This window comes from Massilia putida (genome assembly GCF_001941825.1).
Classification (GTDB): domain Bacteria; phylum Pseudomonadota; class Gammaproteobacteria; order Burkholderiales; family Burkholderiaceae_D; genus Telluria; species Telluria putida.
In genome coordinates, this window is sequence record NZ_CP019038.1 from 6,812,791 (window position 1) to 6,827,537 (window position 14,747).

General features: G+C 59.2%; 13 protein-coding genes, 1 pseudogene and 1 other annotated feature. Of the genes and pseudogenes, 8 read left to right on the forward strand and 6 right to left on the reverse strand.

Features of this window, described 5'->3' with window-relative positions; translation table 11 throughout:
* Window positions 1-474 precede the first annotated feature (474 nt).
* Together BVG12_RS32520 and BVG12_RS35450 are read right to left on the reverse strand one after the other, a co-directional pair.
* On the reverse strand, window positions 475-1,737 hold the full coding sequence (locus BVG12_RS32520; protein ID WP_075796019.1) for an Nramp family divalent metal transporter: 1,263 nt from the start codon (window positions 1,735-1,737) through the stop codon (window positions 475-477).
* 173 nt (window positions 1,738-1,910) lie between these two features.
* Window positions 1,911-2,071, reverse strand: a pseudogene (locus tag BVG12_RS35450) (PLP-dependent aminotransferase family protein); the annotation flags it as partial.
* 283 nt (window positions 2,072-2,354) lie between these two features.
* On the opposite strand from BVG12_RS35450, the gene BVG12_RS32530 reads away from it, so the two are divergent.
* The 3 genes from BVG12_RS32530 (at window position 2,355) to BVG12_RS32540 (ending at window position 3,944) form a co-directional block, all read left to right on the forward strand.
* Entirely contained in the window at window positions 2,355-2,597 is a 243-nt protein-coding gene (locus BVG12_RS32530; RefSeq protein WP_075796021.1) for a hypothetical protein, read from the forward strand.
* A 509-nt stretch (window positions 2,598-3,106) separates the two neighbouring features.
* Entirely contained in the window at window positions 3,107-3,451 is a 345-nt protein-coding gene (locus BVG12_RS32535) for an ArsR/SmtB family transcription factor (RefSeq protein ID WP_075796705.1), read from the forward strand.
* The gene (locus tag BVG12_RS32540) at window positions 3,441-3,944 is read left to right on the forward strand and encodes an SRPBCC family protein (protein ID WP_075796022.1); all 504 of its coding nucleotides are present in this window, start codon (window positions 3,441-3,443) and stop codon (window positions 3,942-3,944) included. Before BVG12_RS32535 ends, BVG12_RS32540 begins: the two co-directional genes overlap by 11 nt.
* A gap of 162 nt (window positions 3,945-4,106) precedes the next feature.
* On the opposite strand, the gene BVG12_RS32545 is transcribed toward BVG12_RS32540, so the two are convergent.
* On the reverse strand, window positions 4,107-5,060 hold the full coding sequence (locus BVG12_RS32545) for a DUF535 family protein (protein WP_075796023.1): 954 nt from the start codon (window positions 5,058-5,060) through the stop codon (window positions 4,107-4,109).
* Between the two features lie 317 nt (window positions 5,061-5,377).
* Between BVG12_RS32545 and BVG12_RS32550 the strand changes: the two genes are divergently transcribed.
* Both BVG12_RS32550 and BVG12_RS32555 read left to right on the forward strand, forming a co-directional pair.
* Entirely contained in the window at window positions 5,378-5,857 is a 480-nt protein-coding gene (locus tag BVG12_RS32550; protein ID WP_229503961.1) for a DDE-type integrase/transposase/recombinase, read from the forward strand.
* Between the two features lie 300 nt (window positions 5,858-6,157).
* Window positions 6,158-7,453: a hypothetical protein gene (locus BVG12_RS32555; RefSeq protein WP_156895800.1), complete on the forward strand. Its 1,296-nt coding sequence runs from the start codon at window positions 6,158-6,160 to the stop codon at window positions 7,451-7,453.
* A gap of 246 nt (window positions 7,454-7,699) precedes the next feature.
* Here the strand turns inward: BVG12_RS32555 and BVG12_RS32560 are convergent, their stop codons facing one another.
* The 3 genes from BVG12_RS32560 to BVG12_RS32570 form a co-directional block, all read right to left on the reverse strand.
* Window positions 7,700-8,017, reverse strand: coding sequence for a hypothetical protein (locus BVG12_RS32560; protein ID WP_156895801.1), 318 nt, complete (start codon window positions 8,015-8,017; stop codon window positions 7,700-7,702).
* Between the two features lie 214 nt (window positions 8,018-8,231).
* Entirely contained in the window at window positions 8,232-9,443 is a 1,212-nt protein-coding gene (locus BVG12_RS32565) for a cation:dicarboxylate symporter family transporter (protein ID WP_075796027.1), read from the reverse strand.
* Between the two features lie 9 nt (window positions 9,444-9,452).
* Window positions 9,453-10,364: a LysR family transcriptional regulator gene (locus tag BVG12_RS32570; protein ID WP_075796028.1), complete on the reverse strand. Its 912-nt coding sequence runs from the start codon at window positions 10,362-10,364 to the stop codon at window positions 9,453-9,455.
* 110 nt (window positions 10,365-10,474) lie between these two features.
* Between BVG12_RS32570 and BVG12_RS32575 the strand changes: the two genes are divergently transcribed.
* The 3 genes from BVG12_RS32575 (at window position 10,475) to BVG12_RS32590 (ending at window position 14,714) form a co-directional block, all read left to right on the forward strand.
* Window positions 10,475-11,800: an alpha/beta hydrolase family protein gene (locus BVG12_RS32575; RefSeq protein ID WP_075796029.1), complete on the forward strand. Its 1,326-nt coding sequence runs from the start codon at window positions 10,475-10,477 to the stop codon at window positions 11,798-11,800.
* Between the two features lie 36 nt (window positions 11,801-11,836).
* A complete protein-coding gene (locus BVG12_RS32580) occupies window positions 11,837-12,937 on the forward strand; it encodes a porin (RefSeq protein ID WP_075796030.1) in 1,101 nt (366 codons plus the stop codon).
* A 578-nt stretch (window positions 12,938-13,515) separates the two neighbouring features.
* Window positions 13,516-14,714 (forward strand): IS3 family transposase gene (locus tag BVG12_RS32590; RefSeq protein WP_156895493.1). Its coding sequence is split into 2 segments (ribosomal slippage): window positions 13,516-13,807 and window positions 13,807-14,714, totalling 1,200 coding nucleotides; the frame shifts between segments, so codons are not numbered across the junction.
* Window positions 13,797-13,913: a sequence feature (AL1L pseudoknot), on the forward strand. It overlaps the preceding gene by 117 nt.
* Window positions 14,715-14,747: the final 33 nt, after the last annotated feature.

Below are 14,747 nucleotides of genomic sequence, written 5' to 3' on the forward strand. Positions count from 1 at the left end.
ATGCTTTTTCAACAAACTATCGTTAAGTAAATAATCCTACATCTGAACGCGCTCTTTTCGCGGGGGGATTACGCACTTCCCGCAATTGATTACTTGGAACGCAAGACTTCGCTGATGGTTGGATCGGTCGGGAAAAGTAAATCGCCACCCGTTCACCAGATAATGTTGAGCCTACTACTTGAACGCGTCTTCTGACGGCTCAATGCCTTGCCAGCAAATAGGCGACCTGGAATCGTTCTGCTAACTGGACTAAGCGACGATCCAGTGTCCACAGCCGGGCCCCGTAGTCAGCATTGTTGATGCCAGCAGCGTCAAATCCACCAACCCACCCCGAGTCCATACAGCTGTTCGCGCTCGATGAGCTCCCACACTACCACTCGACTGGCTTGGCGGGACTGTGGCAGCATTGCAATAACGGACCTGCGCGATCGACTTGATAGCCGGGCAGTTGTGTCCCTTTAACGGCCTGGAAACTCAAAGGAAACCGGCCACCGTAACCAGCGCTGCACCGGTCATCAGGACCGCCGTGATCCAGCCGAACGCAACCAACATATATGGGGCCACGAACTTGCCCATCAGGCTGTGGTTCCGGGCCAGCAGGAGTAGTGTGCACAGCATCGGCACGCTAAGTACACCATTGATGAAGGCGCTAAGAATCAGCGCCTTGATCGGATCGATGCCGAAGAGGTTCATCGCCATACCCATAAGGGTCGCGACGGCGATGATGGCGTAGAAGCGCTTCGCCTGGAAAGGTTTGTAGTCCAGTCCAGTTGGCCAGTTGAAGGCTTCGCCGACCGCGTACCCGACCGAGCCGGCCAGTGTCGGTACCGCCAGTAGCCCGGCGCCGACGATGCCGGTTGCGAACAACGCGAAGGCGAGCTTGCCGGCCACCGGTTCCAGCGCGCGCGCAGCTTGACTGGCGGTCTCGATCTGCGTGACGTGCTGGTTGTTCAGTGTCATGGCCGTGGACAGGATGATGAAAAACATCACCAGACAGGAGACGAACATGCCCGTGTATGTGTCGAGCCTTACCTTGAGGAACTGGCTGCGTGCCTGCTGCGGTGCGCTGCGCACAGGCCGTTCGCCGGGCGTGGCGCGCTGTTCCTCGACCTCGAGCGACGACTGCCAGACGAACAGGTAGGGGCTGATCGTCGTGCCCATCACGGCCGTCAGCATCGACAGGTAGTCGTGTGACAGGTGTAGCTGGGGCAGCAGAACGTCATGTGCAACCTGCGGCCACGGGATGTGAACGAAGAACGCCACCGCCACATAGCTGAAGATACTCAGCCCGATCCACTTGAGCGCGGTCGAATACGTATTGTAGGACAGCCAGGTTAGACTGACGACCGAGCCGAGGCTGAGCAGAATAGGGTAAAGGTGTAGCCGGTCGCGCCCGATGATGAGTTCGAGCGCCGCGGCCATGCCGGCGAGATCCGCGCCAATGTTGATCGTGTTCGAGACCACGATCAGGAACACGATCAGGTACAGCCAGGCTGTCGGACAATACGTACGAATGTTCCGGACCAGGCCGTGACCGGTCACCCGGCCCATGCGTGCACTGATCTCCTGCACCGAGGCCATCAGCGGAAAGAAGAACAGTGCCACCCACAGCAACGAGGTACCGAATTGTGCGCCCGCCTGGGAGTAGGTGGCGATGCCGCTCGGATCGTCGTCGGACACGCCCGTGATGAAGCCGGGCCCGATTTCCCTCAGATAGCTCTTCCATGTCCGCGCCATTGTTGTCCTTGGTTCAAGGTGTGTATCCTCCGTTCAGCTACGGGCTTGGCCACGTGGCCGCTGGCGGCCGCCACCTTTGCCCACCAAATATGGCAGTTGGCTGTCGACGCTGCTTTAAATACCTCCGCAGCGCGTTCGGAGCGGGCAGTTGCCGTGCGCAACGCGTCGCGATGTATCCGCGTATCGCGTAGACGGTCACCCGGTCTCAATGATCCGTCTACCACCCCCGCCTGCAACGCATCCGCGGTCTGCAAAAAACGTAGCCCGCAGTCTACGGCCAATCGCGGCAACCAGACTGAAAATTTTCATCTTGTGCGGTTTTCAACTGGGACATTTTGTCTCAATGTATGGAAATTGCTTTTAAGTAGAATGGCTCAGGACGTGAAGCAACACCGCCCTTGCAGAGCAGTCGCTGACGTTTTTTCCTCTCTCATCTGCATTCGGCAAATCACTCGTCATGGACTGCCCTTATCCCAACATAACAACCAGTCTTAATGAGCAAATACTCAGGCGTGGCTTCGATGGTTTGAACAAAAATGAAGCTTCTGAAGCAGCGTTTTGCGGTAGTGCGCCTCACGATAGACCGTGTCAAGTAATAGCCTGGAAAAATCAAAATCATGGATTGGATTCCTATAGTTTTCGTTACGTTCAAGTTTCTCGTGTTAGGCATAGGCATGTTCTTCGCCATCAAGTGGCATTACGATCAAGGGAAGAAAGAGAAGGACAGGGGGACGGAGAGGCGCGCGGTGCTACGCGCGGGCGCCAAGGTGGCCGCAGCCTTCGTGCTATCGCTCCTGGGCCTGGGGCTCGTCACCTTCGTCCTTGGCAGGACGCTCGGTTTGGACTTGACCTTCCCATGATGGCAAAGAATAGTCGGCCGACATCCAGTGATGCGGTAGCAATTCCCCGATGCGGCTATCGGGCAGCGTCGGCAGGCGGGTCAGAGCTCGCTTCCGAAAATAGCATCGGCAACGCTGCGGTACTATTAACCGGCAAGCCAATGGGCATTACATTGATGTGCTTCATGGCCGAGTGAAAGATTGCGGACTTTCACAACTGGCGGCATCCGACCTCATTGCGGTCAGTCATGATTTTCCACAGCGGCCGTCTGGTGTGCGAAATGCCTTGCATCATCACACCCATTTCTTCTGTCGACCTACACAGCCAACGACGTCACGCGACGCTGGGCAACGGAAAGGCAAGTTTCGCTGGCTAGTTTCCGTTAGGGATGGAACATGGGCTTTCGTTACCGCGACAGCCATGAAGGCGAGATCGACATCGAAACCGGCTGCAGCGCACTTGGCAGCGCTGATGTCTTTTTATCGAAGAGTTGTTGCGGTCGATTTTTTTTACGGATATAGTTAGCCACATGGATAACTATAAGGTTGCGCTGGACGCCATCTTCCACGCTTTGTCGGACCCGACGCGCAGGGCCGTGGTGCATCGGCTTGGCGCTGGACCAGCGACCGTCAGCGAGTTGTCGGCTCCCTTCGACATGGCCCTGCCGTCGTTCATGAAGCACATGCGGGTCCTGGAAGAGGCCGGCCTGGTCAGTAGCAGCAAGAGCGGGCGGGTGCGGACTTGCACACTCGAGCGCGACAGGCTGGCCGCGGCTGAGCGGTGGTTCGAGGAGCAGCGCGCGCTTTGGAGTAGCCGATACGAAAACCTGGACAAACTTTTGGATCAACTACAAGGAGATGGTAATGGCAGCTAAGCTTCAGTTCGATTTTCTAGCCGACAAAGAAAAGAGCACACTCACCGTGAAGCGGGAATTTGCTGGACCACGCCAGCTGGTCTGGGATTGCCATACGCAGAGCGCTTTGCTAGACCGCTGGTTCGCGCCCAAGCCTCTGACCACCAAGACCAAACATATGGAATTCAAGGAGGGGGGCTACTGGCATTACGCCATGGTCACGCCGGATGGCCAGGCATACTGGAGCCGCGTGGATTACCTGGCCATCCGTCCGATCGATGGTTATGCGACGCTGGACGGCTTCACCGATGAAACCGGTGTCGTCAATCCCGACATGCCGCGTTCGCGCTGGGACGTGACCTTTACGGACCTAAAAGAACACACACTGGTCACCACGGTCGTTCATTACAACTCGCCGGAAGACGTGCAAAAGGTCATCGATATGGGCATGAAGGAGGGTATGGCTTCCACCCTCGAGTGCCTGGATGAGCTGCTGCTCAAGCTGCGCGCATGAAAAGCAGACGGGCTAATGTGTAATGAGTACTCCTGGCCGAGCTCGAACGTTTGACGAACTCAGCATACACCCCTTGTTGCTTTGAAGGCAAGTGCTGGGCATTGTCAGGGGCATGTAGTCGCTGCCAAGGTTGGATGCGTGGTGGTACGACGACCATGGCCCTTACGTGTCGCGGTCGGGCCTGCCGCTCCGTCGCATCGGAGCCGGCGCCACGGTAGCAACGAGACGGCGACCCAGCGCGGCATAGGCCGAGTCGCTGATCGCAGCCCAGTGTTCGCGCCGCACTCTGGCGCGCTTGCGGTGCTTGGCGGGTGTGTCCGACAGCGGCCGGGAATAAAAGGGCAACGCAATCCGGTAGGCCTTGAGCGACAGTGGCATGCCCCCCAAGGTTTGCCAGAACCCATCGTAGGCGTTGGCGAAATGCCGGTCGTCCACGGCGGTATACGAACACTGCCAAGTCGACTTGACCGCCACGGCCTGGTCGATCCCGAGTGCCAGTGCTATGCCCTGTAGGGCGGCAAAGCAGAAGAAGCTGGGCGAGTTCTGCGGAAAGGCCCGTTCGAAGGCTGCGAAGGCATCGACGACGTCGGCGCGCCGTCCCTGGTTACGCGCGACGAACGGGACGATCGGCGCGTCCACGCCGACGAATGTCCCCTCGACCCAACTGAACGACAGGCGATGCACGACTTGGTCTCCAACGTAGGCGCAGATCGTCAGATCGCCCTCGGCGCAGAGGCGCGCCGCCATTTCCAGCCGTAGCGAAAACACGGCGCCGTCCAGCTCGCGCTGCCACACCACCAGCCCGCCGCCTGAGTAGACGGCCCGCTTGTAGGTGCAATCAAAGGTGGCCTGCTCGAAACGATAGTGCACGCCAACGCAGTGCACGCGCTGCTGCAGCGACAGGCCACGAATCAGATAGTGTCGATGGCTCAGGTGGTGGAACACGTCGTCATGCGCCGGGCTGACGTAATTGCGGTAGATCTCCAGGGCCAATAAACGCAGGTGAAACCGGTAGAAGAGCAGCACCCGCAGGCTGCGTGCGACGCAGGCAGCCCAAGAGGGTAACGGGAAATGCCGCCGGGCGTACCAGTGTCTGGTCAGGTGCGCAATAACCATATCATCCTTGTGCAAAGTCGGTCGAAAGCGCAGCAGGCGGGCGCGGTGCCCCGCTTCGCCGAAACGCGCTCCGAATGGATGAGCGGTAGGATAAATGCCCGCGCGAGCGCAGGTATGTACGGCTGGTCACACACCATCGAGCATGGATGAATTGTAATAACGAGTCGTTACGGCGCCTCCGGCCGCGCCCAGGCTGTGGAAAGACCAAAACGACGGTTTGAAGGCACCTGCAAAGTGGACACATCTAATCGAGCATCGGACTTCCACAAGTTCAGTCGACAATTCGTGGCCTCACGCTGAGGCGCAAGGCCGGCGTCATCAGCGAAAAAGGCGGCCAGCGGGCTTACCTCTACCGGGTCGTCGGCGCGTCGGGAAGGAAGTTTGACTTATGGCTCAGCAAACGTCGCGACCTGGCATTGGCCAAAGCCTGCTTTCGTAAGGTCGTACGGTCGCTAGTTCGGGCCCCCGCGACCATCACACTGGACGGCTACTCAGCTTCCCATCGCGCCTTCCGTGGACTTCGGCAGCAAGGCACGCTCGCGGACTTGACGAAGCCCCCCACACAGCATGCCGCATGGCCGGACGATCCCACCGGATGCCCCCGTCGAGCGATCTCTGCCAGCTTCTTGCGCTGTTCGACCTGCAGGCGACTCCCGGTCCGCCTGGGCCGGCGGCATGATGCGCGACCGCAACGACGCCCCGGCAGCGCGAACTGTCGGCCATCCTGTCGCGTGCACCGTTACGGTAAGACCCGGATATTCCGGGGGCGCCCTTTCCGACCACGGCGGGTTCCATAACGCCCGCAGGGAGCACATGGAGGCCGATCGACGCGCGACGGCGGGCCGTATTTCCGCCAACGTCATCATATTTTCCGTGACTGTCGTAGTGCCGAGCCTATTCTTAGCGATCGAAAAAGCTTGCCATGTGGAAATATTGAACGTACACTGCGCCAATAAGTTCTCTTGTGAAACATTTGATATCAAGAGATCAACCCGGCGGCAGGTGGCGTGATGGACCTGCCCAGATCGTCCGAATGGGTCGAGAACAATTCAGAATCACGCCCGTTTGCCTTCGTGTCGTTTTAGTGGAGAACCGTAATGCCAACCGTAATCGCTCCTTCGCCTGTGCCAATGACGTTGGCGTCGACCGCCCCGGTACATACCACGTTCGTTCAGAATTCGACTGGCATTCCCTCGGGAGTAAGCCAACCTCAAGCGAAATTTTACGGAATCGACCCGAACCATATTTTCGCAATACCTTCGGCTCGCGCAAGCACGATGGTGGATGCCGTTACGATCAAGGGTTTCCAACCAGGTTCGGACTTCATCGGTTTGTACGACGATGAGGCCGTTTCCTTGAATGTGAAGTATGCTCAAGGGACCGGCGCACATTCGCACGACACCATTATCTCCCTCTCAACCGGCAAGGCGTTGGCGGTCTTGCTCAATGTCGACGCGTCGAAACTCAAACTGACGAATTTTGTCCAGTTAGGTCATGACCCGCTGGCGACCGTCCTGCCCCCGGCGGCACCGTTGCCGGCGGCACCGTTGCCGGCGGCGCCGACCGCCTCGGTAAAAAGTGCCGTGCCGTCGCTGGACGTCGCCATCAATACGCTGCAGAACTTGAACAGCATTCCGCACGGAAGCCACCTGGTCGATTGCCGGGCGCAAGCCCTGGTCCATGGCAACGACCTGAGTGACGTCTTCGTGTTCCAGTCGACTTACACCAGCAAGACGGTCGATGGCGCGACCGAGATCACCAACTACCAGCATGGCGCGGACTTCATCGGCTTGGCCGGCGGCTTGAATTTCAGCGGCCTGAAGGTAGCCCAAGGTATCGGCGCCCACGTCCACGACACCGTGATTTCGCTCACGAACGGCAGCACGCTCGCCGTGCTGCTGAATGTCAACGCAGCGCAGATCAACGCCAAGGATTTTATTCAGCTCGGCGCTGACTCGGCAGCGGCGGCTACCGCGCACGTCGCGAGCGTGCCCGCGGCTTCGGCGGCCGTACCGAACTTCGTGACTCCGCCTACGATTGTCGGCCTCAACACACTGCAGAACCTGAACAGCATTCCGCACGGAAGCCACCTGGTCGATTGCCGGGCACAAGCCCTGGTCCATGGCAACGATCTGAGTGACGTCTTCGCGTTCCAGTCGACTTACGCAAGCAAGACGGTCGATGGCGCGACCGAGATCACCAACTACCAGCACGGCGCGGACTTCATCGGCTTGGCCGGCGGTTTGAACTTCAGCAGCGTCAAGATTGCACAAGGAACGGGAGCCCATTCTCACGACACCGTGGTGTCGCTCACGAACGGCAGCACGCTCGCTGTTCTGGTCGGTGTCAACGCATCGCAGATCGGCGCGCACGACTTTATTTCGCTCGGCTGAAAATCCGGTACGGCTATCGTGGGGCCCGGACGGCGCGCTTGAAGCCGCGCCGTCGTGCAAGCGTACGTGGTCTTCAGCACGCAACTGACGTACTGACTGTCGAGGCGGACACTATGGTTTATTCAACCATCAGCCTGCTGTCGTCGGCCTCGTCATGCCGAGGGCGGATGTGGTGCAAACCTGCGGCCGGGCTAGAATGACGGCCTTTGCCCGGCATGCGTAACCGTCTGAGCCAGACTGACCGGTTCAAGGGCGGCACTTCGAGCAGGAGATGATGACTCCCTGCGTGCGCGTACCGTCGTCGAACCAGAGATCCATCAATCCATCCGTGCCGGCGGTTGCGGCGTACATATCGCGCGTTGCCACGCCTTCCTCGACCGCCCGCAAGAACGATCCGCCAACTGGGGCAATCCCCTTAATGCCTCCCGTGCCATCGCTGCCCGCGATTGCAGCCGCGTTGGCGCAGGGGATCTTGAGATCTGCCGTCATTGCCTCCAGGCTCGGATAATACGAGGTCGCAGGCGTGCTCGTGAAACTCACCGCACCAGTGACGGGATCGGTCACTGTCGTTTACGGCGCATCGACGCTGCCGAAGGTATAGCGATTGCCGACAAATAGAATCGAGATCGGATCGGCGGACGCCGCTGCGCTCCAAAAATCCCGCGCACAGTGCCAGCAAGGTCAGGCGATGCCTCATCGTGTCTCCGTATGATGTTGTGATTGTTCGCTCATCATAGAAACACCGACCTTGCCCGTAAAATATCTGGAACTGCTGAAGTCAATACTTTTTGGATATCTCGTCGCTCATGGCCAGGCGATCGAGGCTGCCCTCCCAAGCCGCGACGACGACACAAGCCACCCCATGGCCGATCACGTTGGTCAGAAGGCGGCATTTCATCGTGCGATCGATCGCGAACAGAATCGTCACCATTTCTGGCGGCACGACACGCAACAACGCCACGGTCGTCGCCAGCGTGGCTATCCCTGATCCGGCCACGCCGACCGCTCCTTTGCTACTGACAAAGGCCAAGCCAAGCATGAGCATGAGCTCGTGCCAACCTGGCTGCACTTGGGCTGCCTGCATCAGGAAGACCAGGGCCAGGGCAATATAAAGGTAGGTGCCGGCTAAATTGAGCGAATACGAAAAGGGCAGCACGATATCGGTCACGGCCCGCGGACAACCAAGATCTTCGAGCTTTTCACTCAGCGGGGCGAGCCCTGCCAGCGACGAGCTCGTGAAAAAGACGAGGTAGAGCACTGCTCTCACGTGCGCGAGAAAGCGCAGCAAGGGCAGCCCCACGAGGCGAGCCGCACCGCCAAACACGATAAGGACGAACACCATGCTGGCGAAATTGATAGCCGCAATGAACTTGAATAAGGGCCAGAGCGACCCCAGTCCATAGCGTCCGACCGCACTGGCCATGGCGCCGAACGCGGCAAGTGGTGCGAGCATCAGTACAAGCTTGACAGCATTGAACAGTCGCGCGCGGCAGTTCTCCGCGAAGGCCAGCAGACCCGACTTTGGAACCCGTCCCAAGATGCCCCCAACCGGCAACGCCGCAGCGAGCAGGAACAGGTTATTGGCTTGCAGCGAGGGCAGGCGTTCGAGCCAATCGAATACGCCAGCGTGCGCGGCGCTGCCACTTGCCACGGTGGCTTCGGCATCGAAACCAAACGTTGCCCCGACACCGGGTTCGAGTGCCCAGCCTAGTCCCAGTCCAACCAGCATGGCCAGCACGGACATGACCGCGAAATACGTGATCGCATAAGCACCGATGCGGCCCAGTTCACGGTCTCGGCCTAAGGCAGCGGCGCTCACAGCGAGCATGCAGAAGATGAGCGGGTACGTCAGCCAGCCAAGCAAACGGATGAATGCGTCGCTCAGTGGTTGCATCTGCAACGCCAGCGAGGGCGAAACGAGGCCCAATACGAGGCCAGCCCCAACAGGCAAAACCAGGGGCAGCAAGAGGGTGCGGCGGTGCGCTCGCATGGCAGTCCCTCAAGCCGCTGTCTTGCGCGCCAGATCGATAAAGTGCATCAGCGTCGGCTGCTGCACCGCTTCGCGAAACGCCAATGTCAACGGCGCAGCGAGCGTCGCCGGCGCGTCCTTGATCGAGCAATACACAACGTTCTCGCTGTGGAAACCCTGCATCGACGCGGGCACGGCAGAGACCCCGGCTCCCGCCGCCACGAGGCTGATATTGGTAAGCATGCGCTCGACTTCAATCGCGATATTCGGGACGAAGCCAGCTTGTACACACGCTTCGACCAAGTTCGCGTACATGCCGGGAGCACCACTACGGCGCACGAGGATAAAGCGTTCATCACACAAGGCCGACAATGGCACCGCTGGCCGCCGGCGCCCGGACTTCCGCGGTAAGGTTGGATGCCCGACGGGCAGCACGAGCAATAGCTCTTCTTCGAGCAGACATTCAAACGCGAGCTCATCCGGCATGTTCACAGGGCGCCGAAGAAATGCCACGTCCAGCTGCTCCTTGACGAGCGCCTCGGTCAACTCGGCCGCATTCCCTTCTCGAAATTCGAGCATGACTTCCGGCCACGCTTCGCGATAGGCACGCATGACCTGAGGGATGAACGGGTGGGCTGCGGCCGAACTGGTAAAGCCGACAGACAGGCTGCCGACGGATCCACTGTGGGCGCGGCCCGCTCTCGCGACTGCCGCATCGACGTTTTCGAGAATCGTACGCGCCTCCTGCAGGAAGGCTTCGCCGCCAGCGGTCAATGCCGCGCCCTTCGGATGGCGGCGAAACAGATCGAAACCCAACATCTGTTCAAGTGCCCGGATCTGCTGGCTAAGCGGCGGCTGCTGCATGCCGAGCCGTTCGGCGACCCGCGTGAAATGGCCTTCTTCGGCCACCACGACGAAATAGCGAAGGTGTCTTAGCTCCACGGACACTCCATATTTTTTAAGTATTGACTAACGTCTTCCAAGATATTTTACATTGAAGAATGAGCCCGGTAGCATCTGTCGCAAATTACTAACAACAACTTGGAGACAATATGCTGCTATCTCGTTGTACAGCTGGCGTGGCACTGGCCTTGGTCATGTTGCCCGCGTGGGCGCAGACCCAAACCAGCTGCCCGACCGTGCTGCAGGGAGTGGCGCGCTGTTACCGCGGTGCCGATGCGAACGACGCCAACTACTGGATCGCCATCCCCGAGCGTTGGAACCACGCCCTGGTCATACATGCGCATGGGGGACCGCGCATGTCGCATGCGACCAACGACAACAACGTGGAAGATCTGGAGCGCTTCGCGGTCACGGTCAAGCAGGGGTATGCCTGGGCAGGCTCGGCGTATCGCCGGCCCGGCTATGGGGTCTTGATGGCGGCCGAAGATACCGACAACCTGCGCAAGCTGTTCATACAGCGCTTTGGCGAGCCCGCGCGGGTCATCCTGCATGGTCAATCCTGGGGTGGGAACGTGGCGGCGAAAGCGATCGAGCTCTATCAGACCGCGCCGGATGGCCGCCGCAACTATGACGGCGTCATTCTGACCAGCGGCATGCTCGCCGGCGGCACGCTGAACTACCTACATCGAGCCGATTTACGCGCCGTCTACCAGTATTACTGCAAGAACCATCCGCGCCGCGATGAACCGCAATACCCTCTGTGGATGGGGCTGCCTGGAGATTCCACCATGACGTCCAAGGATCTCGAGGCGCGTACCAACGAGTGTCTTGGACTGAACCTGTCGGAGACAGAACGTAGTCCTGCGCAGAAGCGCAAGCTGGCGAACATCCTGGCCGTGATCGCCGTCCCGGAGCGTTCCCTGCAATCCCACCTGAACTGGGCCACGTTCACGTTTCGCGACCTGGTCAAGCTTGTGGGCGGCAATCCATTCGACAACCGTCACGTTGTCTACCGCGGCTCGGATGATGACGCCGCGCTAAACAGGGATGTTCAGCGCTTCGATGCCGATCCGGCAGCGGTAGCGCGCCTGGCACAGGAATCGGACCTGAGCGGCAAGATCGACGTACCTGTGATCAGCATGCATGCGATCGACGATCCGACAGCACTTGTCGAATATGAGACCGAATACCGTGCCAGGGTCACAGCAGCGGGTCGACAGGGACAGCTGCTGCAGACGTTCACGCGCGAGCACGAGCACAGCAAGCTGGCCGATGCCGAATACGCGGGTGTGTTCGATAGCCTCATGAAGTGGATCGACACCGGCAAGCGTCCAGATGTAACCGACGTCGCCAGCGCATGTGCCTCGGAAGCTTCCCATTTTAGTGGCGGCTGCCACTTCGAAGCAGGCTACCGTCCCATGCCGCTCTTTTCGCGCGTCGCACCCCGCAGCGCCCAACGTACCGACATCAAATGAATCCCGCAGCGCATAACAACATCGCAGGAGACAAGCATGCAATTCCCTATCGCGGCTGTACTTGCCGCCTTATCCCTTCAAGTCCAAGCCCGGTCCGAAGAGGGACAGACCGATGCGCCCCGCGCCGGGGCAGCAGCGGCCGGTAATGCAGCCGTCACCATCTACGGATCGATCGATGGAGGCTTGCGCCACGAGACCAACATCGACGCGGCTGGCGACAGCGATACGACCATCAGTTCAAACGGGACCTTCCGATCGAATCGCCTGGGCTTTCGAGGTGGCGAGCGCATTGGCGGGAATAATGCGGTCAATTTCGTGCTCGAGATGGGTTTCAATTCCGGCACAGGCGCTCTCAACAACACGAATAACGTAATCTTTCAGCGTGAAGCGCATGTCGGCATGTCGGGCGACTGGGGTGCACTCGACGTTGGGCGCAATTACACAGTCGCCTACCGCACGATCCTCGCGTTCGATCCATTCAAATTCCGTTATCCGAGCATTACTTACGTGCTGGCTGCCACGAATGGCATCCGTAAAGATAACGACGTCCAGTACACGGGCCGCTTCGGCAATTGGACTTCGCGTGCAGAACACGCACTTGGGGAAGTGGCAGGTCACGGCGACTATGGCACAACAGAAGCTGTCGGACTGAGTTACGCTGGACATGGACTCAAGGCCGGTGGCTCGTACTCGACCGCAAAGCAAAATGCCGGTACGACCGCTTCTCCGGATTACCGCGACTACACCCACTACGCGTATGGCGCCTCGTATGACTTCGGCGCGCTGACGCTTGCAGTCGGCCACGTCAAGCAAGCGCAAACAACCAGCTCGCGCCCGACTACCTCGGTGTGGGATTGGTTCGGCGTCGACTGCCAGTTGACAGAGCGTTTCGACTTTACTGCGGCTTGGTACAGAAACGAAGCGTATAACACCAAAGCCACCTCGGCGGCGGCGGTTGGCGACGCGCGCAAGAACCTGTACATGGTCGGCGTCACATACGGGCTGTCGAAGCGTACAACCCTGTACGCGGAAGCGGATCGTACAAAGCTCTCTGGCGGCTTCGCCACGGGCGGCACTACCAAGCTCAACCAGACCCGTCAAAGCGGCATGGCCACCGGCATCATGCATATGTTCTAACGCGCTCGCCCCGGCCTACGTGAACGACTTATCCGACCTCGTTCACGTAGGCAGTGCTGGAAGGGATGGCGTGCCGGCGACGCACCTGATGCGAGGGACCACGCTTGTTGACCCGGCGTCACGCAAGCCACGCTACTGCGCCTCGCATAGGCAAGAAGCACACTTCCCGCCGATCGACCGGGTGGTCGCCGACTCGATCGTCCGGGAACTGCGCGTGGTTGCGGATGAACTGGACCGCGATAGATTTGCCGGCCCTCAACGCCTACCTCTCAGTGGACTGTTTTGCTCAGCGTGCTCATCCGAGGCGTCATACGACTTGCGGATATCGTTCCAGCAGTGCTCACGACGCGTCCTTACAACGGACTTTGACATGGTGCATAGTCAAAACGTCAAATTCGGTAAAAAATGCTCTGGATATATTGACTTCCGGAAACGAAGAACGGTAGCCTGCTAATCTGCATTTTTTATTTAACGTCAATAGCTTAGGCGTATCATGCTCTCGACTCAGACCGTCCGTACCCGACTAGTTGAACCGCCCCGGATTTGATGGAGGCTCCAACTCTTGAGAGAATGGAGCTATGAACAAGAAGCCAAGCAAATTTTCGCCGGAAGTCCGGGAGCGCGCAGTCCGTCTGGTACGGGAGCAGCGTAATGAGCATCCTTCGCTGTGGGCGGCGGTCGAGTCAATTGCAGGGATGATCGGCTGCACGCCACAAACGCTGCATGAATGGGTCAAGCGCGACCAGATTGACCAGGGAGAGCGCGCAGGAGTGACAACAGAGGAGCGTGAGCGACTCAAAGCCCTGGAGCGCGAGAACAAAGAGCTGCGGCGGGCGAACGAAATCCTGAAGCTGGCAAGCGCGTTTTTCGCCCAGGCGGAGCTCGACCGCCGTTTGAAGTCCTGAAGGCCTTTATCGATCAGCATCGCGACACCTTCGGGGTCGAGCCGATCTGCAAGGTCTTGCGGATTGCCCCGTCGGGTTATCGGCGCCATGCGGCACAGCTTCGTGATTCGTCGAAGCGATGCGCGCGGGCGAAGCGCGATGAGATTCTGTGTCCGGAAATCAGCCGGGTCTGGCAGGCCAACATGAAGGTCTACGGAGCCGACAAGGTCTGGAAGCAGATGAACCGGGAACGCATCGCCATCGCTCGCTGCACGGTCGAGCGCTTGATGAAGCGGCTGGGTTTGCAAGGTGCTGTGCGCGGCAAGCGAGTCCGGACAACGATTCCCGATTCTGCCGCCCCACGTCCGCTGGATCGGGTGAATCGGCAGTTTAGGGCTGACCGTCCAAATCAGCTGTGGGTGTCGGACTTTACATACGTTTCGACGTGGCAGGGCTGGCTGTACGTAGCCTTCGTGGTGGACGTTTTCGCCCGGCGCATTGTCGGCTGGCGGGTCAGTTCGTCGATGACCACTGATTTCGTTCTGGATGCGCTTGAACAGGCATTGTATGCTCGCCAGCCCGGTGAAAATGGAACTTTAATCCATCATTCCGATAGGGGCTCGCAATATCTCAGCATTCGCTACAGCGAACGCCTGGCCGAAGCAGGTATCGAACCGTCGGTCGGCAATCGGGGAGACAGCTACGACAACGCACTGGCTGAGACGATCAACGGCTTGTACAAGACGGAATTGATTCACCGCCGAACCTGGAAAACTCGGGAATCTGTCGAGCTGGCAACCTTGGAATGGGTGGCCTGGTTCAACCACCACCGGTTGATGGAACCAATCGGCTATATCCCGCCCGCGGAAGCTGAGGCAAACTACTATCGGTAGCTCAAGATCGCTGCCGATGAAACCGCATTAACT

Coding starts and splice junctions, on each gene's coding strand:
- BVG12_RS32535 (WP_075796705.1), top strand. CDS start 3,107: ATGGATAACTATAAGGTTGCGCTGGACGCCATCTTCCACGCTTTGTCG.
- BVG12_RS32540 (WP_075796022.1), top strand. CDS start 3,441: ATGGCAGCTAAGCTTCAGTTCGATTTTCTAGCCGACAAAGAAAAGAGC.
- BVG12_RS32580 (WP_075796030.1), top strand. CDS start 11,837: ATGCAATTCCCTATCGCGGCTGTACTTGCCGCCTTATCCCTTCAAGTC.
- BVG12_RS32565 (WP_075796027.1), bottom strand. CDS start 9,443: ATGCGAGCGCACCGCCGCACCCTCTTGCTGCCCCTGGTTTTGCCTGTT.
- BVG12_RS32530 (WP_075796021.1), top strand. CDS start 2,355: ATGGATTGGATTCCTATAGTTTTCGTTACGTTCAAGTTTCTCGTGTTA.
- BVG12_RS32575 (WP_075796029.1), top strand. CDS start 10,475: ATGCTGCTATCTCGTTGTACAGCTGGCGTGGCACTGGCCTTGGTCATG.
- BVG12_RS32545 (WP_075796023.1), bottom strand. CDS start 5,060: ATGGTTATTGCGCACCTGACCAGACACTGGTACGCCCGGCGGCATTTC.
- BVG12_RS32520 (WP_075796019.1), bottom strand. CDS start 1,737: ATGGCGCGGACATGGAAGAGCTATCTGAGGGAAATCGGGCCCGGCTTC.
- BVG12_RS32555 (WP_156895800.1), top strand. CDS start 6,158: ATGCCAACCGTAATCGCTCCTTCGCCTGTGCCAATGACGTTGGCGTCG.